We start from the raw sequence: 23,794 nt of genomic DNA, 5'->3' as shown, positions 1-23,794 counted from the left end.
TGTCTCCGGGCGGAAAGAAAGAAACCGGCCGGACTGACGAAAAAGGCCACCCTGCGGTCAGGGTGGCCCTTAGATGTACGAATTCCCGCCGCCCGTTGCAAGAAAGTAATGCGGCCTTACAGGCTTGGCGCAACAAAATTAGGAAAAAGTCCCGCTTCGGCGAAACGGGCGGCACTGTCCTGCCCCGACAGGAAGCCCCATTCCAGCAGCAGGCAATCCATGCCCGCACCACGGCCGCCGAGGATATCGGTATGCGGACTGTCCCCCACCATCAGCATCCGGTCCGGGGCAATCTGCGGAAACGCCGCCAGAACCCGCTGATACACCGGCAGGAACGGCTTGCCGAGGAACGTCACCTCCGTCAGCCCCTCCGCCGCCGCCAGATGGGCAAAGTATCCCGGCTCGGCGGAGATCCGCTCGCCGTAGGGGCATCCGACATCCGGGTTGCAGACAATCATCGGCCGGGGCTGTCGCCGCAGCTCGGCGAAAAAGGTCGCCTGATGGGTCTCTTCCCAAAAATTGCAGTCCACGAACACAAGGCTGTCCACCCCGGACCATGTCGCCGGATCGTCGGTCAGCGGGACCAGATCCGGATAACGGTCCCGCAGGTCTTCGGGGTGAGAGGCAATTACCCCGGTTCGCCGCCCGGCCCACGGGGCGAGAATTTCCGGCAGCAGAGACCGGCCGCTGATGATCTCCTCATCCCGGATGTCATACCCGCGCTGCCGCAGACGCTCCGCAACGCTGTGGGGCTCATGCGTCACATCATTGGTGACCACGCACAGCGGCTTGCCACTGGCCCGCAGCGCCGCCAGCGCCGTCAGGGACTCCGGGAAAGCCGGGCCGCCGATGTGCAGTACCCCATAGGCGTCAAACACCACCAGATCATAGCCCGCGACCACTTCGGCAAGGCCAGTGACCCGACGCGGCGGGACCGGTGCCGGAGCGGTGGGAAGGCGCGCGGCGGCATCCAGATACACCTGCCACGCCTGTTCAAAGGAAATATAAAGCACGGGGACTCTTCTGTTTTTCAGGGGGAAAGGAAGAATGGCCGGGCTCCCGGCCCGGCCATCAGACTGCACAGCATGGGATCAGGCGTCCTCGCCCATATCCTCGATCTCTTCCTCAAGCTGCTTTTTGCGCTTCTTGAGGTAACTTTCCAGCGCCAGCACCTCGGCATGCAGGGCGCGGACTTTTTTCATGTGGCTGCGGCGGCGGTTGGCCTGAAACCGCCGGACCGGTGACTTCAGACCAAGGGCTCCGGCAATCCACAGCAGCACCATGCCGCCGATGAAGGTCAGGGTCCCGGCAATAATCCGGTTGGGGGCCGCATCCATGGCCAGCAGGCTGCCCCAGATGCCAACCGTGGCCAGACCAACCCCCAGCACGATCATTGCCCGGTCCAGCGCCCGGCTTTCCAGATCGCGTAGAACTTCCTTGGAGCGGATGGCCGCCGCGATTTCCAGTTTCGCCAGTTCCTGCCACTTCCGGAAGGAAACCCCTTTGGCCAGCGTACGGTTATCGCGGATGAAGCGTTCCAGCTTCAGCACGATCACTTCGGCCTTTTCCTCCGGGGTTCCGATCTCGTCATCATCATCAGCAGCATCCACCCGGGCAGACCGGCCCGGTTGCCGACCCGGCTGTGGGGGCGGCAGCTGGTGGGGCCGGCGCGATACCGGCCCCCCGGTTGATGGCGGAGAGGGTGGACGGGCCATCGGCTCCCGCCTTCCTTACGCCAGACGGCTGAGGGCGTCAGCCAGCTTGGCGCGGGTGGCCTCAAACTCGGCCAGACGTTCCCGCTGCTCTTCCACCACTTCCGGCTTGGCCTTGGCGACAAAGGCTTCGTTGCCAAGCTTGGAGGCCAGCTTCTTGATCTCACTGTCGAGCTTGCCGATTTCCTTGGTCAGGCGGGCCTTTTCGGCGGCGATATCAATGATGCCTTCCAGCGGCAGCATGGCGGTGGCTTCGCCCAGCACAATCTGCGCCGCATTGGCAACGGCAGTCTCCGCCGCCACCACATCAACGCTGTCCAGACGCGCCAGCGTCAGCAGCAGCGGGCGGTGGGTTTCCAGCCGCGACAGGGTAACGGCCTCTGCCCCCTTCAGCAGCAGCGGCATCCGCACCGACGGCGGCACGTTCATTTCCGCCCGCACCGAGCGGATCGCCGAAATGGCCTCCACCACCCAGTCCATTTCCGCCAGCGCCTCGGCGTTTTCAAGGCCGCTGTAATCCGGCAGCCTGGTCGAGATCAGGGCCTGCGGCCGCTCCGCCAGCTTGCCCCACAGCTCTTCGGTGATGTAGGGCATGAACGGATGCAGCACGATCAGGATCTGGTCCAGCACCCACGCTGCGGTGGCGCGGGTTTCGGCCTTGGCGACCGCGTCCTCGCCGTTAAACACCGGCTTGGCGAATTCCAGATACCAGTCGCAGAAGCTGCCCCAGGTGAAGTGATAGGCGGCATTGGCGGCATCGTTGAAGCGATAGCCGTCCAGCGCCTCGCGCACCTTGGCGACACAGTCAGCGGTCTTGGCGATGATCCACCGGTTCAGGGTGGTCGTCACGGCCTTCGGGTCAAAGCCCGGCTGCACCACGCATTCGTTCATCTGGCAGAAGCGGGTGGCATTCCACAGCTTGGTGGCGAAGTTGCGATACCCGGCGACGCGCTGTTCGCTCATCTTAATGTCGCGGCCCTGCGCCGCCATGGCGGCAAGGGTGAAGCGCAGGGCATCGGTGCCATACTGACCGATCAGGTCGAGCGGATCGATGACGTTGCCCTTCGACTTCGACATCTTCTGGCCCTTTTCATCGCGGACCAGAGCATGGATGTAAACGGTGCGGAACGGCACCTCATCCATGGCATACAGGCCGAACATCATCATCCGGGCCACCCAGAAGAAGATGATGTCAAAGCCGGTGACCAGAACATCGGTCGGGTAATAGCGGGCCAGTTCCGGGGTCTTGTCCGGCCAGCCGAGAGTGGAGAACGGCCACAGGCCGGAGCTGAACCACGTGTCCAGCACGTCCGGATCCCGCTTCAGTTCGGTGGCCTGACCATAGTGCTTTTCAGCGGCAGCCTGAGCCTCTTCCTCGGTCATTTCAACAAACGGATGCCCATCCGGGCCGAACCACGCCGGAATCTGATGGCCCCACCAGATCTGCCGGGACACACACCACGGCTGAATGTTGCGCATCCAGTCGAAGAAGGTGTTTTCCCACTGCTTCGGCACGAAAACGGTCTTGCCGGTTTCCACCGCCTCAATCGGCTTGCGGGCCAGCGCCGGGGCATCGACGAACCACTGGTCGGTCAGCCACGGCTCAATCACCACGCCGGAACGGTCGCCGTAGGGCACCGTCATCGGGTTTTCGTCGATCTTTTCCAGCAGACCGTTTTCTTCGAAGAAGGCGACAACCTTCTCGCGGGCGACGAAGCGGTCAAGGCCACGGAATTCTTCCGGCAGATCCAGCAGCACCGGGGTGCCGTCGGCGGCCTTCACCGGGCGGGCGTGGTTGCCGTCAAACTTCAGCAGCGGGGTCGGTTCGGCCAGAATCTTCGCGTTCAGATCAAGAACGTTAATCACTTCCAGACCGGCACGCTTGCCGACTTCAAAGTCGTTAAAGTCATGCGCCGGGGTGATTTTCACCGCGCCGGAGCCCTTTTCCGGGTCAGCATACTCATCAGCGACAATCGGGATCAGGCGGCCGGTGATCGGCAGACGCACCGTCTTACCGATCAGGTCCTTGTAGCGCTCGTCGTCCGGATGGACGGCAACACCGGTGTCGCCCAGCATGGTCTCCGGGCGGGTGGTGCCGACAATGACGTAGGTATCGGCCATGCCATCCACCGGATAGCGCAGATACCACATCTTGCCCTTCACTTCGCGCTGCTCCACTTCCAGATCGGAAATGGCGGTGTGCAGCTTCGGGTCCCAGTTGACCAGCCGCTTGTCGCGGTAGATCAGGCCATCCTTGTGCAGCCTGACGAAAATGGTGCGGACGGCCTTCGAAAGGCCTTCATCCATGGTGAAGCGTTCCCGCTCCCAGTCCGGCGATGCGCCAAGGCGGCGCAGCTGGCGGGTGATCGCCCCACCGGACTGCTCTTTCCACTCCCACACCTTATCGATGAAGGCGGAGCGGCCGAGATCGTGGCGGGTGACGCCTTCTTTCTCCAGATTGCGTTCCACCACCATCTGGGTGGCGATCCCGGCATGGTCGGTGCCCGGCTGCCACAGGGCATCCTTGCCGCTCATGCGGGCATAGCGGATCAGCACATCCTGAAGCGTGAAGGTCAGGGCGTGGCCCATGTGCAGGTTCCCCGTCACGTTCGGGGGCGGCATCATGATGGTGTAGGGTACATCGCCCGACCCGACGTCGGAGCGGAATACACCCGTCTCCTCCCACTGCTTGTAAAGCCGTTCTTCAACGTCAGCAGGGTTATAAGTCTTGTCGAGCATGATTCCTGACTTCCACAGTCTTTAAACGAATACGGTTTTCTTCCGGCACCGGGCACAGGCCCGGATTCGCCGGAAGAAGGGGCGCAGAATACCCAACGGCGGCAAAAAACCAAACCGCTAAACAGGAAAAAAGAAGGCCGCTCCCTTCTTCCCGGCAGAAGGCCGCTGCGGGGGCGGACCAAAAGCAAGGCCGCCGGGGCTTTTCGGTCCCCGGCGGCCTTGCACTGTCAGTCATCCGATCAGTGGCAGCGCTTACTTCTCGCCACCGGAAACCAGACGCTCAATTTCCTTACGGACCAGACGTTCCACCAGATCGGGAAGATGGTTGTCCAGCCATTCCGTCAGCAGCGGGCGCACCATCTCGCGGACCAGACCTTCAATGGTCAGGCCCCCGTTGCCAACCCCCAGAGACCGTTCCCGGGCAATCAGGGCCAGTTCAGAGAACGCGGCGGTGGATTTCGCCTCTGTCGGCGGGGATACCAGACGTTCCGCCTCGTCCACCACCGCCAGCGGCGCGGCGACAGGCTCCGGACGCCAAATCGATTCCAACTCGTCTTCCACTTCTTCAACAATAGGCTGCGGCGCGGGAACAGGCTGAAGCAGCAGCGGCTCCTCCTCTTCCTCAGCCACCATCGAGTCGGTCAACTCGAATACTTCGTCTTCCTCGTCATCCTCACCCAGCGCCTGCGCTTGCAGGGCATCGTCCCAGGAGACTTCAGGCTCCGGTTCCGGTTCGGGTTCAGGAGTCATGTCCCAAGCCGGTTCGGGCTCGGGCTCCGGTTCGGGCATGGGGGCGGGCTTGGGCGCTGGCGCGGGGGCCTTGGCCGCAGGCTCTTCCTCATCCTCCGACAGGATCTTACGAATGGAGGCAAGGATGTCCTCCATCGATGGTTCCTGATTCTTCTCGTCCATGGCGTACTCCGCCCCCAGCCGGACCTGTCAGGGCGGCACGGGCGCCCCTTACCTACACTAACCTAATGCAGTGATACAACATCGACCCTTAACATTTTGCAAACAAGGGAAGATCAATCGATATTCATCGGAAAATACCGCTTGGCCCGCCCTGCCCCGGATCAATGGCGCACACATATCAGCAGTGGGGAGTGTTGCAAAGCCCCGTTATTCTGTCCAGCAAGCACAGAAAGCCCCGGCCGGAAAACCTGGAAAAGAAACAGGCTGCAAGGGAGCTTCCCCCGCAGCCTGCCAATTCCCTTACACTCCGGGCCGGGAGGAAAACTCTGTTACTGAGCGGCCTTACGGGCCAGATCTCCGTCCTGATCCGCCGCATCGGAGGAGCCGAACCACGTGCCGCGGACGTCGTCATAATGCCCGACCGGATCATACAGCTCCACCGGCAAGGACAGATCGCGGGCATTCATCCGCCCGACCGCCGCCAGAACCGCATAGACCGCAACCCGCTCGGTCCGCTGCGCCCGGACCAGTCCGACGCGGGCATCCAGAAGCTCCTGCTCCGCGTCCAGAACATCAAGAACGGTGCGGGCCCCAACCTGCGCCTCACGTTCAACCCCTTCGAGGGCGACGGTGGCGGCGCGGACCTGCGCCTCCAGCGAGGTGATCTGGGCGCGGGACGCCTGAAGCTGCTCCCACGCCTGAATGGCGGATTCGCGGGACTGCTGGCGGGTCTGCTCCACGATCAGGCGGCGCTGCCCGGCGGTATGCTTGGCTTCTCGGATGCGGGAGTAAGTGCCCCCGGCCTCGTACAGCGGCACCGACACCGTCGCCACCACCTGATATCCGTTGGAACGCGAATCCTGCGACGAATCATCAAAGTTCCGGAAGGCTGTCCCCTGCAAGGCCACCGTCGGTAACAGCTCCCCGGTGGCGGCATCAACCGAATTGACCGCCGCCCGCGCCGCATATTCCGCCGCCAGAACCGTTGGCTGCTCCGTGGTGGCAAGGGCAACCGTTTCCTTCAGCGACGGCGGCAGGCCGGTGACCTCCGCCGGTGTCAGAAGCTGCTCCGGCGGCAGACCGACCAGTCGCTCGAACGTGGCGCGGCTGGTGGACAGCTGGGATTCGGCGGCAATCCGCGATGCCGTTGCCCCGGCCAGCCGGGATTCGGCCTGACTGACATCGGTCCGGGTGATTTCCCCAACCCGGAACCGGTCCCGCGTTGCCGCCAGCTGACGCTGAAGAACCTGCTCGTTGTTCGCCTTCAGCTCCACCTCAGCCTTATCGCGCACCACATTCAGATAGGCCTCGGTCACAGCGGTGAACAGGCGCTGCTCAACCACGCGCAACTGCTCCCGCGCCGCCAGAACCTGATTCTCCGCGGCCTCCGTCTGGTTCACCGTCCGGAAGCCGTTGAACAGCGGCTGCGAGACCGTCATGCCCGTCTGACGGGGATGCGTCTGCTGCTCCTGCGGAAAGCGCAGATTGGATTTGCTGTTGCTGTACCCGGCCGAACCGCTCAGCGATACCGTCGGGCGCCAGCCGGACAATGCCTGTGGCACCGATTCGTCCACGCCCCGGAGCCGGGCCCGCTCCGCCTGAAGTTCCGGGTTATTCTGATAGGCTGAGGCCAGAGCCTCCTGTAAATTTAATGCCAATGCCGGAGTATGCAGGCCGCTTCCCGCCAGAAGGAGGGCCCCAAGCACAAGGGAGGCAGGCGCCAGAGACACAGACTTCTTCATGGTCAATCCGTCGTAAAGCAGTGGCGCCACATCAAATCCCCGAAACTCCGGGATCCGGTGGCGAAACCGGAAGGGACTGTTGCAGGGGCCACACAACGGGCACCTAAAACTAAACTGATTAGTTCAGTTTGATGCAGGCCTGTCAGTATGTCAATTCGGAAGGGACGCGCAGTAGAAAAGCGTCATTCTTCAGCGCCGATTGATCATTATCCGGCCAAAAAACAAAAAGCCCCTCCACCTGATGGTGAAGGGGCCTTCCGGTCGCCGCCCGCAGGGGCAGCAACAGATCAGAACACAAAACCGGCCGGCTTGCGGAAGCCCGGCAGCGGCAGAATGTTGGCATCAAACAGCTTGCGGTGCCCGAAACTGTCGCCGTTGCGGGTATAAACCGTGGCAACACCCTGCCCACCGCCGGTGACAACCGCGACCAATCGGCCACCGTCTGTCAGCTGCGACAGCAGGGCCTGCGGCACCACTTCAACCGCACCGTTGATGAAGATGACATTATAAGGGGCCTGCACCGGATATCCGGCCTCCAGATCCCCGGCGACGATCACCGCGTTGTCGTGCCCATGGCTGCTGACGGCAGAAATCGCCATCGCCCGGAAATCGGCATCGCTGTCGACGGACACCACGGTATTGGCAATCTTCGCCAGAACCGCCGTGGCGTAACCGGTGCCGGTGGCGATTTCCAGCACCACATCATCCGGGTCAATTTCAGCAGCCTGAAGCAGACGGGCCAGAACCATGGCCTCCATCACGCCACGGCCATTGCCGACCGACAGGTCGTCGTCGGCATAGGCGATGCTGCGCAGGGCTTTCGGCACATAATCCTCGCGCGGCACTTCAGCCATCGCCGCAAGAACAGCCGTATCGGTCACACCGTTCGGGCGGATCTGACCTTCCACCATATTGTGACGGGCAGCAGCGAAATCCATGAGGGGCCCCTCTCGCAACACTTTAGATCATGTGGTTGAGCCGACGGAGATGACGGCGGGGGATTGCTCCCCGGAACGCCTTTACGGTCCGCCCCTCTCTCCGGTTGTCTGATGACACCGGCGGCGGCCGCCGACAGGCGACACCAGACACCCCGTTTCGGCAACAGGTCTCTGCGCGGTTTTATAACGCCCCGCCCTCCCCTTGACAATCTCTATCCACCCTCTGGCTCTATCCACCCTCCGGCTCCATCCCCCGCCCCGTCACACCGGGAAGGACAGGCGTGAAAAGGCATTTTGCAGGAATTTGAAAGAACAGTAAAAAAGCTGTTGACCGCCCCGGAGGTCAGCGATATAAACCGCGTCCTCGGTGCAAGGCCGGGTGGCAGAGTGGTGATGCAGAGGACTGCAAATCCTTGAATACCGGTTCGATTCCGGTCCCGGCCTCCAACCGAGAAACTGATGGATATTCCGGCGTAGCTCAGCGGTAGAGCCCCCGACTGTTAATCGGGTTGTCGTAGGTTCGAATCCTACCGCCGGAGCCATCCTCAGAAAATGGCTGTATTGCATTGAATGGCTGTCGCTGTAAAGCGTCAGCCTTTTTTGTTTCCGGCCCCCTGCCCCGGCCTCTCCGGTCATACAGGCCGGAAGCCGGTCGGAACCGGTGCATCAGGCGCTTAAATCCCTGTTGCCCCCGGCCCCAGTGGGGTTTATGCAAAGCGTATAAGGCAGAGTCAGGCGTTTCCGCCCCCTCTGTCCCGACCGGTCCGACCTGGGGAGCTGAGCTGACCGTGACCGTCACCCTTATCCCTTCGGGCCTGATGATCCCGGCCCTCTGTCTGGCCGCACTCATCCTGCTTTCCGGCTGCGTCGTGCTATGGCGGCGGCAGGGCCCGATGATTCCGTTACTGCTGGCCGGTCTGGCCGCCAGCATCGGCGTGTACCTTCTGGGCCCGCTGACCACGCCACCCGCAGCCCCCCGGACGTTTGACTGCCAGTGGGACGATGCCGCCGGTAGCGGTCACCGCAGCTTCCGCCTGACCGACAGCGGAGACCATCTGCATGGCAGTTTCTCCGCCGGGCAGGACCGTCGCAAAGGTCAGGTCGCAGTCGCCGGGGATGACACCCTGACCTTCACCTTCGCCGCCGCCCGGGCTGACAGCCCGCCGGATCTGGTGGTGGTGATTGACGGCGATGATGATGAGATGCGCCCGGATGTGCCCCGCGCTTTCCGCGCCCTCGGCATTCTGGTCGGGGATGACCCGCTGAACAACCCGGATGATTTCACCGTCGAAGGGCAATGCGTACAGGCTACCGAGGCCCCGTAACGCCCTTACAGAACACCGGGCACCACAGCCAGTTCTCCGGCGATCAGTTCCAGCGCCTCAATGGCCTTTGCGGAATTCCCCCGCGCATCCAGCGGCGGCGACCACACACACAGGCTGCCAACCCCGGGCAGGATGGCGATAATACCGCCGCCGACCCCGCTTTTGGCTGGCAGACCGACCCGGAACACAAAATCCCCGACACCATCATACAGACCGCAGGTCAGCATCACCGCCAGCGTCTGGCGGGTCTGGGCCGGAGACAGGATCCGCGTTCCGTCCAGTGCACAGCCATTGTTGGCAAGAAACAGCGCCGCCTGCGCCAGCTCCTGACAGGTCAGGGGGATCGCACACTGGCGGAAATAGGTCCGCGTCACCTCCGCCACGTCATTCTCAAAACGGTTATGGGCCTTCAGGAAATAGGCAATGGCCCGGTTGCGGTCGCCGTGCTGCTCTTCCGACCGCGCCACTTCCTCATCAATGAAGATCTTCTTGCGGCCACTCAGCCCGGCCATGAAGTCGAGGATCGCGCGTTCCGGCTGGGCATAGCGGGAGACCAGTGCATTGGTCACCGCCAGCGCCCCGGCATTGATAAAGGGGTTCCTTGGAAAACCGTCCTCGTGCTCCAGCTGCACCAGCGAGTTGAAGGCCGTTCCCGAGGGCTCCCGCCCGACCCGCTGCCACAGCTCATCCCCATACAGGCGTTGTGCCATCACCAGCGTAAACAGCTTGGACATGCTCTGGATCGAGAAGGGTTCTGTGGCGTCTCCGGCAACGAAGCTCCGCCCGTCCACCAGCGCCAGCGCCATGCCGAATCGGCTGGCATCAATGCGGGCCAGCGCCGGAATATAGTCGGCAACCTTGCCACGGACCGGTCTGGCCGCGACCTCGGCATGCACCCGATCCAGAAGGGACTGATACGCGAACGACATGGTGGGGAATCCGGTGGCTGGCTGGGCGTTTGGGACTGGACTTTCCTGAGGGGCGGGGAGAATACTCGGCGCAACCGGCTGCCGCAACGGCAAGACGGCCCGGCCCGCCCTGTTTTCACCCCCGTTTTCCGGATGGTTTTTCATGCTGCAATCGCTGACGGTCCTGCTGCTGTGCCAGCTTATCGGGGAGGTTCTGGTGCGGCTGCTGCATCTGCCGGTGCCCGGCCCGGTCTGCGGGATGGTGCTGCTGTTCTGCGGGCTGTGCCTGCTGGGCCGTGTGCCCGATGGGCTGGCCCGCACCACCGATGGCATGCTGGCCAACATCTCCCTGCTGTTTGTGCCTGCCGGGGTTGGGGTGATGCTGCATTTTGACCTGATCGCCGCCGACTGGATCGCCATCGCCGCCGGGATTGCCATCAGCACCACCGCCGGGCTGATCCTGACCGCCCTGCCGATGCACCTGCTGCGCCGCCGCCACGGCAACACCCCGTCTGCGGAGGAGAACCGGTAATGGCCCCGCCCCTGCTCCCCACCGATGTTCAGGATCTGTGGGTCTATCTATCCGCCAGCCCGCTGTTTCACCTGACCCTGACCCTTGCCGCCTTTGTGCTGGCGCAGGCCCTGTCCCGGCGCTTTGGCGGGTCCCCCCTGCTGAATCCGGTACTGCTGACAGTGGTAATGGTGGTTCTGGTCCTGCTGGCCACCGGCACCGATTACCGCACCTATTTTCAGGGGGCGCAGTTCGTCCACTTCCTGCTGGGGCCGGTGACGGTGGCTCTGGCGATCCCCTTGTACCGGCAGCGGGCCATGCTGCTGCGCTACGCCCTGCCGCTGGTGGCCAGCCTGCTGATCGGCTCGGCTACGGCGGTGCTGTCAGCCGTCATCACGGTCCGCCTTCTTGGCGGACGGGCCGATACCGTCAGCTCTATGGCCCCGAAATCGATTACTGCCGCCGTGGCGATGGGGGTTTCAGAACAGATCGGCGGCCTGCCATCGCTGACCGCCGTACTGGTGATGATGACCGGTATCTTCGGCGCTGTGGCGGCCCCGTCCCTGCTGCGCCTGTGCGGCATTACCGATCCGGCGGCGGTCGGGCTGGCGATCGGCACCGCCAGCCATGGCATCGGCACCGCCCGCGCCCTGCAACTGGGGGAAACCTGCGGGGCCTTTTCCGGTCTGGCAATGGGGCTGAATGCCGTGGCAACCGCGCTGCTGCTGCCGGTTCTCTGGCATCTGGCGCTGTCGATCTTATAATCAGGCCGCTTCAGACAGGGGCATGGCCCCACAGTAAAACCCGTGCCTATGCCGGACCCGGCACATAGGGTATTATACGCATACCGATCTCCCCCCATCAGATTCCGGCACAATGAAACGGCCAACGCCCCCCTCTGCCCCGGCACACCGGCGCCTCCTGACCCGCCGGGCCATCCTCCAGGCTGTTGCCACGGCTGCGGCCGGGGCGGCGCTCCTGCGTCGGGCCCGGGCCCAGTCGACTCCTCCCATCCGCCTGATCACGTCGGAGTTTGCCCCCTATTCATTCTCTGAAAACGGGCAGGCCCGGGGGGTTGTCGCCGACCGGGCCCGGCAGCTGCTGCGTGAAACCGGGCGATCCGTTCCGATTGAGGTCTATCCTTGGGCACGGGCCTATGAAACCGCACTGCGCACCCCCGGTGCCCTGTTGTTTCCGGTTGCCCGCCGCCCGGAGCGCGAGGACCTCTTCAAATGGGTCGGCGAGGCAATCCCGTTTAAGGTCGCCCTGTTCCGCTCGACCGAGCGGCCAGACATCACCCCCACGACCCTTGAGGAGGCCGGGCAGTACCGGATCGGAGCGCTACAGAAAGACGTTAAAGGGATCTATCTGACCGCAAAAGGTATTCCACACGAGATCATCGCGGATGAGGAACTGGGCGTCCGCATGCTGGTGCATGGCAGGCTGGATCTTCTGCCATCCGATATCCGGTCGATGATGTATCGGCTGCATAAGCTGGGCCTTCCTCAGACTGCGGTGACGGAAGCCTTGCCCCTGCCTGAGATCTCCCGTCCCCTGTACTTCGCCTTCAACCGCGATACCCCGGATGAAATTGTCGAGGAGTTCCGCCGCGCGCTGGACACCCTGCCGGAGCCGGAACAGTACTGATCCTGCGCGGATCCCGGACCACAGGTAAAAATACGCCCGTATGGTTCCAGATCAATGCCGGAGCACCGGAGCTGACAGAGACTGTCGGCGATGCGGTGCCGCTCCTGATTTTATTCCCCGCAGAGTTCTGAATATAAAAGATCTTTCAGGGACCTCACTGTTTCCGGTCAGGGTCCGCCACACTCCCCGGTGCCGGGGGCCGCACTGCCCGGCATGGCGCCTGCGCTGGTTGCCTTTTTCAGGATTAAAGCATGTTTTCAGAGATCCCCGGCCTCGCCGCCCCGTCCCGCCCGCAGCAGAAGCTGTGGGCCTTTGAGGGTGAGACCTTCACGCCGGAAGAATGCCGTACCATCATTGCCCTGATGGAAGACGGACGGCAGAAAGACGCCACTCTGGTGAATGGCGAATCTGAGTCCCGGATCCGCAGAACTGCAATCCACTGGCTGCCGGAAGGGCCGGAAACCGACTGGATCTATCAGCGCCTCGCCCGGCTGGTGGCCACCGCCAACCGCGAGCACTTCAATTACACCCTCGATGGATTTCAGGAGGATGCGCAGGTCGCCCGGTATCAGGACGGCGGATTCTACGACTGGCACATCGACCGCGGCGGCAAAGGCCCGGCAGGCCGCGCCCGTAAACTGACCATCGCCATTCAGCTGAGCCCGCCGGAGGCCTATGAGGGCGGCGACCTGCAACTGAACCCGGAAGGGCACGTGCTGACCGCCCCGCGCGATCCCGGCATGGCTGCGGTGTTCCCGGCCTTTGTGCTGCACCGGGTGACCCCGGTCACCGCCGGGGCCCGGCATTCTCTCGTGATCTGGACCCACGGGCCGGATTTTACATGAGCCAAATTTTAAATGAGAACGTATAAAAAGCCCTTACCCTGACTGAAGGAAGGGTTTTTGCTGCATTGCAGCATCAAACGCTATATACTGACACGGCCGGTGCTGCCCCGTCCTGATGGGGATGACGGAAACAGCGCAGCCCCGGGCACAGTCACACACGGGGGGACCGGCATACGATGAGCGTCCGTTATCTGAAACAACTGTTCAAGCCCACGTCCGTTGCCGTGATCGGGGCCTCCAACACAGCGGACAGTGTCGGCGGCATCGTCATGCGCAACCTGTTGCAGGGGGGCTTCACCGGGCCGATCCTGCCGGTAAACCCCAAGTATCAGGCGGTTCAGGGCGTTCTCGCCTATCCATCGGTTGCCGCCCTGCCGCTGGTGCCGGACATGGCGGTGATCGCCGTCCCGCCGGATGACACCCTCAACGCCCTGCGGGCACTGGCGGAACGGGGAACCCGCGCCGCCATCATCGTCGCCTCCGGCCTCGGCTGGGCCGCTGTCAAACCCGATGTCGCCGCCGCGATCCGCGATACCGCCCGGACCCATGGCATCCGGGTACTTGGCCCCAACAGTCTCGGCGTCCTCGTCCCCGGTATCGGCCTGAACGCCAGTTTCGCCCCCCAGCCTGCCAACAAGGGCCGAATCGCCTTCGTGTCGCAGTCCGGGGCGGTCTGCACCTCGGTGCTGGACTGGGCCCGGCCCAAGGGCATCGGCTTTTCCCACTTCATTTCGATGGGGGACATGCTGAACACCGATTTCGGCGATGTCCTTGATTATCTGGGGTCAGACCCCGATACCCGCGCCATTCTGCTGTACGTTGAAAGCATTCCGCTGCGTCGGAACTTTATGTCCGCCGCCCGTGCCGCCGCCCGTAACAAGCCGGTTCTGGCCATCAAGGCCGGGCGCCGCAATGCCAGCCAGCAGGCCACGATCAGCCATACCGGCATCCTTGCCGGGTCGGATCTGGTCTACGACGCCGCCTTCCGTCGCTCCGGGATGCTGCGGGTGTACACCATCGAGGAACTGTTCGCCGCCACCGAAACCCTGTCGGTGATGACCAAGCCAAAAGGCGAGCGGATGGCCATCCTGACCAATGGCGGCGGCTTCGGCGTGATGGGCGTCGATGAACTGGATGAGCAGGGCGGCACGCTGGCCGACCTCAGCCCGGAAACCATCGAGGCGCTGAATGGCGTTCTGCCCGCCACATGGTCGCGCGGCAATCCGGTCGATATTATGGGAGAGGCCTCCCCCGAGCGCTATGCTGCTGCCCTGAAGATCCTGTGTGCTGCCAAGGAGGTGGACACGGTGATCGTCATGCATTCCCCGGTCGCCACCACCAATGCCCTGACCATCGCCGAAACGCTGATTCCGGTGATCAAGCAGAGCCGCCGGGTCAGCGTTTCCACCTGCTGGATCGGTGATGAACTGGTGCGGGAATCGCGCCGCCGCTTCCATGAGGCGACGATTCCCACTTTCACCACTCCGTATCAGGCGATCCGCAGCTTCCTGCACACGGTGGCCTACCGTAAGAATCAGGACATGCTGATGGAAACCCCCGCCAGCCTGCCCACCGAATTCACCGCCAATATCACCATCGCCCGTCGCCTGATCAGCGATGCGCTGGCGGCCGGAAGGACCACCCTGTCTGAACCGGAGGCCAAGGCGCTGCTGTCGGCTTACGGGATCCCGGTGGTGGAAACCCGGGTGGCCCACAGCCCGGCCGATGCCCGCACCGTAGCCGAATCGATCGGCTACCCGGTGGTGCTGAAAATCCTGTCCGATGATATTTCCCACAAAAGCGAACATGGCGGGGTCCGGCTGGACCTGACCAGCGCGGAAGAAGTCGAGCAGGCTGCCCAGAACATGCTGGCGCGTCTGTCCGTCTCCTTCCCCGAAGCGCGGATCAGCGGCTTCACCGTCCAGCCGATGCGGCGTCATTCGCTGGGGCAGGAGCTGATCGTCGGCATCAACACCGATCCGATCTTTGGTCCGGTGATCCTGTTCGGACAGGGCGGTACTGCCGCTGAGATCATCGCGGACCGTTCCGTCACCCTGCCGCCGCTGAACATGGCGCTGGCGGCGGAAGTGATTGGCCGGACCCGGATCGGCAAGGTCCTTCAGGGGGCCAAGGCCCATACTGCCGCCGATCTGGAATCGCTGTCTCTGGCCCTGATTCAGGTGGCCCAGATGACGGTTGATCTGCCGGAAATCCGCGAGCTGGACATTAATCCGCTGCTGGCCAGCCCGGAGGGTGTGGTGGCGCTGGATGCCCGGGTGGTTCTGGCCCCCTATGCCGGAACCAACCCGACGGACCGGTTGGCGATCCGCCCCTATCCGCAGGATCTGGAGGAAACCTTCGTGATGAAGGGTGGGCGCCCGGTGCTGCTGCGCCCGATCCGCCCGGAGGACGAACCGAACCACCATGTCTTCGTGTCCCGCCTGACACCGGAGGACATCCGTTTCCGCTTCTTCGGTCTGGTGCAGGAACTGCCGCACAGCCAGATGGCGCGGATGACCCAGATCGATTACGACCGGGAAATGGCCTTCATCGCCACCGCTCCCGACACCGACGGGCGGCCGGAAACCCTGGGGGTGGTGCGGGCCGTGACCGACCCGGACAATGAAACCACCGAGTTCTCGATTGTCGTGCGGTCTGACCTGAAGGGTGCCGGGCTGGCCAAGGCGATGATGGTCAAGATGATCCGCTACTGCCAGAGCCGGAAGACCAAGACCATGGTCGGTCAGGTGTTGAAGGAAAACACCCGGATGATGACCTTCGTCGAGCACCTCGGGTTCCGCCGGGTGCGGATGGTCGAGATTGATGTCGCCGAGGTGGAACTGGACCTGCAATCCGCCCGTATCGAAGGGGTGCCCTTGTTCGACTGAGTACCCCTTGCCGCAAAACGGAAAGCCCCCGGATCCACTCCGGGGGCTTTTTCTCTGACCCCATCATGGCGGCGTCTTTACTGTTTTACTGCACGGTCCCCAGCAGCAGCCCTTCCGGCACCCGGCCCGCCGCAACACTGCCGCCGGGGCCGGAATAGCGCAGGACCGCTGCCAGCTCATCCGCAGGCATCGGCTTGCCAAACAGATAGCCCTGTACAACATCGCAGCCTTCAGCCCGCAGATATTCGTACTGGTCTTCCGTCTCCACGCCTTCAGCAATCACCTCCAGCCCCAGACTGTGGCCGAGGTTGATGGTGGCCCGGGCAATCACCGCATCAGAATGGTTGGTGGTCATCTGCCGGACAAAAGACTGGTCCAGCTTCAAACGGTCCACCGGAAACTGCTTGAGATAACTGAGGGAACTGTAGCCAGTGCCGAAATCATCAATCGCCAGCTTCGCGCCAAGACCGGACAGATCCTCCAGCGTGCGGATCGCCTCGTTGGCATCCTGCATCAGCATACTTTCGGTCAGTTCCAGCTCAATCCGGGCCGGATCAACACCACTGCCAGCGATGGCATCCCCAACCCGGCGGACCAGATTCCCCTGCTGGAACTGAACCGCCGAAATGTTGATCGCCACCGTAATCGGCGGCAGGCCATCATCCTGCCACGCCCGGCTCTGGCGGATCGCTTCCTGAATCACCCAGTCGCCGATCGGCAGAATCAGGCCGGAATCCTCCGCCACCGGGATAAACCGCGACGGCGGGATCATACCATGCTCAGGATGCTTCCAGCGCAGCAGCGCTTCCACCCCGATAATCCGCCGGGACCGCACATCCACCTGCGGCTGGAAGTTCAGGCACAGATCGCCGTTCTCCAACGCCCGCCGCAGGTCGCCTTCCAGCGCCAGCCGGACCCGGGCCTCATCATTCATCTCGTTGGAATAGAAGAAACACTTTTCAGTCTCGGACCGCACCGCCCGGTACATCGCCATATCGGCGTTTTTGATCAGGTGGTCCGGGTCTTCCCCGTCCTGCGGATAAATGGCAATCCCGACATTGGTGCCGACCCGCACTTCCAACCCGCTGATATCCACCGGACGGTTGACCGCATCAATCACCTTGCGGGCGAGCAGGGCCGCCGCCTCGGTGCTGGTCAGGCGGTTCTGGATCAGGGCGAACTCATCGCCGCCGATGCGGGCGATGGTATCCGCCTCCGGTGCCGCAACCGCATTGATGCGGGAGGCGATGGTCATCAGAAGCTGGTCGCCGACGTCATGCCCCAGCGTATCGTTCACCCGCGAAAACCGGTCAAGGTCAACGAACAGCACCGCCAGCGAGGTCCGGTTATTCCGCGCCTGATTGACCGCCTGATACAGATGGTCGCGGAACAGAACCCGGTTCGGCAGACGGGTCAGCGTATCGTAGTTGGACAGATAGGCGATCCGCTCCTCCGCCCGCTTCCGCTCGGTGATATCCTCATGCACCGTCACGAAGTGGGCAATCTGGTCCCGCTCATCGCGGATCGGGGCCACGGTCTGGTCAACGGTGTACAGGCTGCCGTCCTTCCGGCGCTCCACCATTTCACCGCGCCAGACCCGCCCGGATTTAATAGTATCCCAGAACCGCCGGTAACTGTCGTCATCCTGCATCCCGGACCGCAGCAGGGCCGGGGTTTTCCCCAGAACCTCATGCGCTTCATAACCGGACAGACGGGTAAAGGCGGCATTGACCCATTCAATCCGGCCTGACACGTCGGTGATGAAAATCGCATTGGCGGCGGCGGCCAGTGCCGTCCCCTGAAGACGCATCTGCGTCTGATCCTGCATCACCTGAAGGGCATTGCCCAGCCGGGCCGAAACCGTATCCATCTGCTTCAGCGACCGCTGATCCGGGGCCAGACCGGTTCCGGCCACCATCAGACAGCCGATCACATCCGTCTGCCCCCACAACGGCAGCACCACCAGCCAATCCTGCGGTACCGGCAGGGCGGCGGGCAACGGACTGTCATCGACCGTCAGCAGCAGCCGCCCGCCCATCCGGACCACATCCTGAAGGACACCGTTGCTCCAGTCCGGGCGGGACAGAACAACCGCCAGCGCCTCCGCCGAGACAGCAGAGCCGGAGACACCCCGCACGCTGATCTGTCCCTGCCGCTCCGGCACGGCAATCACCGTCAGCCCCAGCCCGAACAGCCCACAGATCTGATGACAGAGCGCCTGTTGCAGGTCCTCCGGATTCCCGCCGGCAATGGCGGTCCGGTCCAGTTCATGCAAAAAGTCGTTCATCGCCCCGGACCGGCGTTCTTCCGCCAGACCGTGCAAGGCAATCAGACAGATATCCTGCCCTTCGTATTCCGTCCGGCGGATCACGGCCCGGATCGGAACCCTCTGCCCCCCCTGCGACACCGACACCGACAGATCCGTTCCGGCAGTGTCTTCGGAAAGAAGCTGCGGCCAGTCCGGCGCCGCCCCATTCTCACCGGTCAGAAGCAACCGGAGCGGCTGCCCGACAAAAGCATCCGCCGGGCCACAGCCACCGGTCAGCAGGGCAATGGCCCGATCGTTAGCATCCCGGACCGTTCCGTCCGGATCAACCACCAGCAGGGCATCGGGAAGCCGGTCCAGCAGATGCCGGACCCGCCCGACCGCCTGACCGGAGGCCTCAAGCGCAGCCTCCAGACGGGCCACTTTCTCGTCAGCCGCCGTCCGTTCCTGTCGTATTGCGGCGAAGACCGTCAGCAACCCGGCGAGGGGAAGCAAAGGAACCATCAACAGGCGGGCGGCCTGCCCTGCCCCCTCCGGCAGATCCGGAAACAGCCCGACTCCTGCCCCGACTGTTGCCCAGAGAACAATGAGAAAAACCGGCAGAAAAACCGGGACTGGGGAGACAGCCTCCCGCCCGGCATCCTCCCCGTCGCGGGAGAGTCTCAACAGGCGTTGAGACAACAGACCGACAGCCCCGGCCATAATGGCTGCGGTTGCATGGCTGACACCATCCCCCGGGAGACTCGCCGAGGCCGCTCCAGCCAAACCGCCTACGACCAGCAGGGCACCGATCAGGCTTTGCCTGGACAGACCGGTCTGTCCGCGCAGAAGCCTTAACACCAAAGATGGAGAAGAAAATCCGCTGAGAACCAGCAGGGAAACCCCCGCCGCCAGCGTCATCGCGCCCCCTCCGGCCAAGACGGCCCGGGCAAGTCCCGCGCCCTGAAAATCAGCATTAACAATGCTTAAGGCGGATAGAAGGCTGCCCACAGCAAGCAGCAGGAAGGCCCCGGAGCAGGACCGGGCGATTGCCTTGGCGCTCCCGACGAACGGAGCCGGGACCTGAAAAAGTCCGGCCATCACAATCAGGAGAAGAGAGGTCTGGAGCGTCAAAGGGTGTATCACGATGTCCATCGGGCAACAAAAGAGTGAACGAGTGTATCATCCTATTTTTCCCGTGGATAAGCTTTCCGATCAAGCCTGAAGCGATAAATAAGAATAAATGAGTTTAGCCCCCCGATAAAAAAGGTCGGATTTGACTGATTCCGGCGAATAAACTATTGGTAGGAGTGCTTCGCTACAGCGCGGACTCAATGCCTCACTGTCACGGCCGGCAAAACCCGGGGGTGATCGCAGGCGCGGTCCATTAAACCTTTCTGTCAGCGGAGTGCAGGCAGGGAGCCAGAATGACAGCGCGCGGGACGACCGTGTGTGAAACAGATGTTTGGGTAGGGGAACCTATGACTTCACGGCGCGGACAACACCTGACCGGAGGAATCGCGGTCGCTGGCCTGATGATGCTGGCCAGCACACAGGCAGGCGCAGCCCCCCTGTCAGAAGAGTTGCAGGGGCTTCTTGGGCAGCACCCGAAGATTGAAGCCAGCAAGAACACCGTTTCATCCTCTGACGAGGCTGTGAACAAGTCCTTTGCCGGTTTTCTGCCGACCATCAACCTGACCTCTGATGCCGGGTATGAGCATGTGAACAGCCCGGCCCGCCGGACGTCTCCCGGCGATCCCTACGACCGGGGCCGTCAGGTGGTGTCCGTTGTTGCCAGCCAGCTGCTGTATGACGGCGGGCAGACCAGTTCCCATTACAATGCCGCCAAGCTTCAGAAGACCGGCAGCGAATACGAACTGAACGCAACCCAGCAGGGCGTGCTGTTTGAAGGCATCAGCGCGTATCTGAATGTTCTGCGCCAGCAGGAGCTGCTGCGGCTGTCCCGCACCAACGAGGACAACATCAAGCGCCAGCTGAATCTGGAAGACGAGCGGGTCCGCCGTGGCTCCGGCATTGCCGTTGACGTTCTTCAGGCCAAAACCCGCCTCCAGCTGGCCAAGGAACGCCGGATCGCCGTTGAGGGCGCCCTGAAGTCGGCGATTGCCACCTACGAGCAGGTCTATGGTCATGCGCCGGAGACCGGCAAGATGACCGTCCCCCACGCCCCGATCAACGATCTGCCGAAGACGGTGGCAGAGCTGGTTGATATTGCGGTCAAGGAACATCCGTCGATCCGGTCTGCCGCAATCCAGAGTCAGGTGGTCGCGGAACAGCGCGATGCCGTCGATGCCGAATACATGCCGCGCATCACGCTGGAAGCGGCCAGCAACTATGAAAACAATAAAAACACGGTGATCGGCGAACGCCGGGATTACACCGTGCTCGTCAAGGCGAACTGGAATCTCTACAACGGCGGTGCCACCAGCGCCAGCGCAGCCAAGGCTGCCTATGACTACGCCGGCAGCCAGAACAACGCCGTTTATACCCGCCGGAAGGTCGAGGAACAGGCCCGGGTGGCGTGGGAAACCCTGCGCACCTCCCGCGAGCGGGTCAGCCTGCTTCAGAATGCGGTGAACATCGCCAGTGAAGTGCTGGACGCCCGCCGCAAACTGCGCGAGGCCGGAAAAGAAACCGCCCTGAACGTGCTGGATGCGGAAAACGAAGTCTATACGGCCGCCATCAATCTGGCGGCGGCAACCTACGATGCCCGCACCGCTGCGTTCCAGACCCTTCTGGCCATGGGCCGCCTGACACCGGCCTTTGCCGCAGTCCCGCTGAAAACCGGGGAACAGGCCGATCTGGCCCTGCCGGTCGGCAACTGAGCAAGCCATCAGCACACAGGGCGGTCAACCCGCCTTGACTGAACAGACCCCCGCCGCGTGCGGGGGTTTTTCATTTCCCCCGATGCTCATTCCCCTGTCAGGCCCTTGCCTGCACCCTGATGCACAGACAGAAGCGCCCCCTTCCTTTCAGAAGGGGCGCGCAGGCCACACACCGGATCCGTTCTTACTTGCTGGTGGCGACGTAGACACCATCCCAGTCCGCACCCGGTGGGTTGGCGCGGTAATCGGCCAGCCGCTCGGCGTACAGATCATAGAAGCCTTCGATATGCATACCGTCACTCAGGCGGCGGCATTCGGTCAGCAGCTCTTCCATCCGGTCCCAGTCCTGTGCCCGGTAGGCGGCGATCATCAGATCATGCACCTGCCGCAGGGCGGTGAATTCGGGTGACGTCGCGAACGCCTCATCGCCCAGCAGGGTGAAGATGCGCACCGGCAGGGTCTTGCCCTTCACCTTAATCAGATCCAGCTCCAGCACCGCAAAATCCGGGGCCCGCTGATAGGTGTTCTCGCCGATGACGATCGAGACACCATACGGCTTTGACTGCCCTTCGAGACGGGAGGCAAGGTTAACGTTATCCCCCAGCACGGAATAGTCAAACCGCTGATCCGACCCCATGTTGCCGACGCAGACCTGCCCGGAATTCAGGCCGATGCCGACTTTCAGCGGAATATGCTTTCGGCCTTCCTCGATGGCTTCCTTTTCCAGATCAACATTGACCTTGACCATGGTTTCCATCATCGCCAGCGCTGACCGGCAGGCGTTGGCGGCATGGTCGTCATCATCCAGTGGCGCATTCCAGAACGCCATGATGCAGTCGCCCATATATTTGTCGATGGTGCCGCGCCGGTCGAGGATGACGTTGGTCATCGGCGTCAGGAACCGGTTGATCAGCCGGGTCAGGCCCTGCGCGTCAAACTGTTCCGAGATGGTGGTGAAACCACGCACGTCACAGAACAGCAGGGTCATATCACGCATTTCGCCGCCCAGCCGCAGCTGGCTGGGGTCCTGCGCCAGACGTTCCACCAGTGCCGGGCTCATGTACCGGCTGAAGGCATCACGCACCTGCCGCCGCTCCGCCTCTTCCCGCGCATAGTTGGAATAGGTCAGCATCATGTACAGCAGCAGGGAACACAGCGCCGGGTAGACCGGATCAATCAGCATTCTCTGGGTTTCAAAAAACCACCACGATCCACCGGTCATCACCCCGATCGCCAGCGCCAGAATGATCACGGTCAGGCGGGCCCCGGCCAACGGCACCAGAACCACCATCAGCATCCCGGCGGCCAGCGCCCCCAGCATTTCAATCAGCCGGGCCCCCTGCGGCCGCTGTAACTGGGTCCCGCCCAGAACGTTCTCCAGAATCTGGGCGTGGACCTCCACCCCCGGAATCACGGAATCAAGCGGCGTGGACCGGATATCAAGCAGCCCTACCGCCGAGGTCCCGACCAGAATAAGGCGCCCGGCCACCTTCGCCGGATCAACCGTGCCGCGCAGCACATCAACCGCAGAAATGTATTTCGCCGGATCATGGCGGGAGAAATACACCCACACCCGCCCGCGCTCATCGGTTTTCAGCAGGCTCTTGCCCACCAGGATGCCCTCGACGCCGCCCGCCGGGAACATGCGGATCGCGGTGGACCGGTTGCCGGTCGCCACCCGCAGCATCTCGACGCTCAGCGCCGGTTCAATGGTGCCATTAACATTGGCCATCATCGGCAGACGGCGGGAAATCCCGTCCAGCTCCAGCGCCGAATTAAAGATACCACGCCCGGCAGCCACCTCTTCCAGCACCGCCAGATTGCGGACAATACCGGTGTGGAATTCCAGCCATGGGCGGGGATCACCCCCGCGTTCAGCAATGGAATGCTCCGGAACATTCTCACGCCCGATCACCGGCATCGCCTCCGACCGCAGCGACTGCCCCAGCACCACCCGGCTCCGGGACATCATCTGGGCCAGAACGGAATCGTTGTCGGGCAGGCCTTCCAGAACGGTCCGGGTGCCGTCATCAATCCCCGGCAGCTCCCCGGCGATGGAGCCCGGAGACATGCGGTCAGGCTCCGAGAACACGATATCGAACCCGACCACAACCGCCCCCATCTGGGTCAGGCGGTCCACCAGCCGGGCCACCGTGGTCCGGGGCCATGGCCACTGCCCGATCTCCGCCAGACTGCGCTCATCGATATCAACGATCATCGCCGGGCGCTCCGTGACCTCGCGCGGCTTGATCTGGTTGTAGATATCGAAGGTCTTGATCCGCAGGAACTGTAACGGAACCGGCTCCCACACGCCGAACGCCATCAACGCCGCCAGCAGAACCAGCCCGAGCCCCCGCCCCCTGCCAAGCACGGCACGGCGCAGGCGGCGCAGCAACGGCTGCCGGGGCCCTGACGGGCGCCTGTCCCTGACCTTCGCCTTGGGGGAGCTCCCCCCTGTTCCGTCAGGAGCTTGTCCGCCCTTCCCCAGACGGCTCAGAACACTTTTCATTGCCATTCCCCGATCAGGTCCTGCCCGGCT

At 63.0% G+C, this 23,794-nt stretch carries 16 protein-coding genes and 2 tRNA genes; 9 read left to right on the top strand and 9 right to left on the bottom strand.

Annotated features, from left to right (window positions below; all coding sequences use genetic code 11):
- Nucleotides 1-116: 116 nt before the first annotated feature.
- From FHS48_RS09910 to FHS48_RS09885, 6 genes are all read right to left on the bottom strand, one after another.
- Nucleotides 117-1,013: an HAD-IIA family hydrolase gene (locus tag FHS48_RS09910; RefSeq protein ID WP_184263402.1), complete on the bottom strand. Its 897-nt coding sequence runs from the start codon at nt 1,011-1,013 to the stop codon at nt 117-119.
- A 78-nt stretch (nt 1,014-1,091) separates the two neighbouring features.
- Complete coding sequence (locus FHS48_RS09905) at nt 1,092-1,610, bottom strand: hypothetical protein (RefSeq protein ID WP_184263401.1); 519 nt, start codon at nt 1,608-1,610, stop codon at nt 1,092-1,094.
- 120 nt (nt 1,611-1,730) lie between these two features.
- A complete protein-coding gene (locus tag FHS48_RS09900; RefSeq protein ID WP_184263400.1) occupies nt 1,731-4,451 on the bottom strand; it encodes a valine--tRNA ligase in 2,721 nt (906 codons plus the stop codon).
- Between the two features lie 252 nt (nt 4,452-4,703).
- Nucleotides 4,704-5,363, bottom strand: a complete 660-nt coding sequence (locus FHS48_RS09895) for a DUF2497 domain-containing protein (protein ID WP_260402421.1) — start codon at nt 5,361-5,363, stop codon at nt 4,704-4,706.
- Between the two features lie 329 nt (nt 5,364-5,692).
- A complete protein-coding gene (locus FHS48_RS09890) occupies nt 5,693-7,105 on the bottom strand; it encodes a TolC family outer membrane protein (protein WP_260402420.1) in 1,413 nt (470 codons plus the stop codon).
- 287 nt (nt 7,106-7,392) lie between these two features.
- Nucleotides 7,393-8,043 (bottom strand): protein-L-isoaspartate O-methyltransferase family protein, encoded by a 651-nt coding sequence (locus tag FHS48_RS09885; protein ID WP_184263399.1) that lies wholly within the window; start codon nt 8,041-8,043, stop codon nt 7,393-7,395.
- 373 nt (nt 8,044-8,416) lie between these two features.
- On the opposite strand from FHS48_RS09885, the gene FHS48_RS09880 reads away from it, so the two are divergent.
- The 3 genes from FHS48_RS09880 (at nt 8,417) to FHS48_RS09870 (ending at nt 9,368) form a co-directional block, all read left to right on the top strand.
- A tRNA-Cys gene (locus tag FHS48_RS09880) sits at nt 8,417-8,490 on the top strand.
- Nucleotides 8,491-8,510: 20 nt separating this feature from the next.
- A tRNA-Asn gene (locus FHS48_RS09875) sits at nt 8,511-8,585 on the top strand.
- Between the two features lie 246 nt (nt 8,586-8,831).
- Nucleotides 8,832-9,368, top strand: a complete 537-nt coding sequence (locus tag FHS48_RS09870; protein ID WP_184263398.1) for a hypothetical protein — start codon at nt 8,832-8,834, stop codon at nt 9,366-9,368.
- 5 nt (nt 9,369-9,373) lie between these two features.
- On the opposite strand, the gene FHS48_RS09865 is transcribed toward FHS48_RS09870, so the two are convergent.
- Nucleotides 9,374-10,297, bottom strand: coding sequence for a glutaminase (locus FHS48_RS09865; protein ID WP_184263397.1), 924 nt, complete (start codon nt 10,295-10,297; stop codon nt 9,374-9,376).
- 142 nt (nt 10,298-10,439) lie between these two features.
- Here FHS48_RS09865 and FHS48_RS09860 point away from each other — a divergent pair, with 142 nt between their 5' ends.
- The 5 genes from FHS48_RS09860 (at nt 10,440) to FHS48_RS09840 (ending at nt 16,167) form a co-directional block, all read left to right on the top strand.
- Nucleotides 10,440-10,808: a CidA/LrgA family protein gene (locus tag FHS48_RS09860; RefSeq protein WP_184263396.1), complete on the top strand. Its 369-nt coding sequence runs from the start codon at nt 10,440-10,442 to the stop codon at nt 10,806-10,808.
- A complete protein-coding gene (locus FHS48_RS09855; protein WP_184263395.1) occupies nt 10,808-11,551 on the top strand; it encodes an LrgB family protein in 744 nt (247 codons plus the stop codon). Before FHS48_RS09860 ends, FHS48_RS09855 begins: the two co-directional genes overlap by 1 nt.
- A gap of 112 nt (nt 11,552-11,663) precedes the next feature.
- Nucleotides 11,664-12,434 (top strand): substrate-binding periplasmic protein, encoded by a 771-nt coding sequence (locus FHS48_RS09850; protein WP_184263394.1) that lies wholly within the window; start codon nt 11,664-11,666, stop codon nt 12,432-12,434.
- A gap of 251 nt (nt 12,435-12,685) precedes the next feature.
- Nucleotides 12,686-13,279, top strand: coding sequence for a 2OG-Fe(II) oxygenase (locus tag FHS48_RS09845; protein ID WP_184263393.1), 594 nt, complete (start codon nt 12,686-12,688; stop codon nt 13,277-13,279).
- 176 nt (nt 13,280-13,455) lie between these two features.
- Nucleotides 13,456-16,167, top strand: coding sequence for a bifunctional acetate--CoA ligase family protein/GNAT family N-acetyltransferase (locus FHS48_RS09840; protein ID WP_184263392.1), 2,712 nt, complete (start codon nt 13,456-13,458; stop codon nt 16,165-16,167).
- Between the two features lie 85 nt (nt 16,168-16,252).
- Here the strand turns inward: FHS48_RS09840 and FHS48_RS09835 are convergent, their stop codons facing one another.
- The gene (locus FHS48_RS09835; RefSeq protein ID WP_184263391.1) at nt 16,253-18,937 is read right to left on the bottom strand and encodes a sensor domain-containing protein; all 2,685 of its coding nucleotides are present in this window, start codon (nt 18,935-18,937) and stop codon (nt 16,253-16,255) included.
- 956 nt (nt 18,938-19,893) lie between these two features.
- Between FHS48_RS09835 and FHS48_RS09830 the strand changes: the two genes are divergently transcribed.
- Nucleotides 19,894-21,255: a TolC family outer membrane protein gene (locus FHS48_RS09830; RefSeq protein ID WP_184263390.1), complete on the top strand. Its 1,362-nt coding sequence runs from the start codon at nt 19,894-19,896 to the stop codon at nt 21,253-21,255.
- 184 nt (nt 21,256-21,439) lie between these two features.
- Here the strand turns inward: FHS48_RS09830 and FHS48_RS09825 are convergent, their stop codons facing one another.
- Nucleotides 21,440-23,650, bottom strand: coding sequence for a CHASE2 domain-containing protein (locus FHS48_RS09825; RefSeq protein ID WP_260402419.1), 2,211 nt, complete (start codon nt 23,648-23,650; stop codon nt 21,440-21,442).
- Nucleotides 23,651-23,794 lie beyond the last annotated feature (144 nt).

It is taken from the genome of Novispirillum itersonii, from assembly GCF_014205675.1.
GTDB classification, from domain to species: domain Bacteria; phylum Pseudomonadota; class Alphaproteobacteria; order Rhodospirillales; family Rhodospirillaceae; genus Novispirillum; species Novispirillum itersonii_A.
Note: the sequence above shows the minus strand (reverse complement) of the source record. Positions and strands in the feature narration are given on the sequence as shown.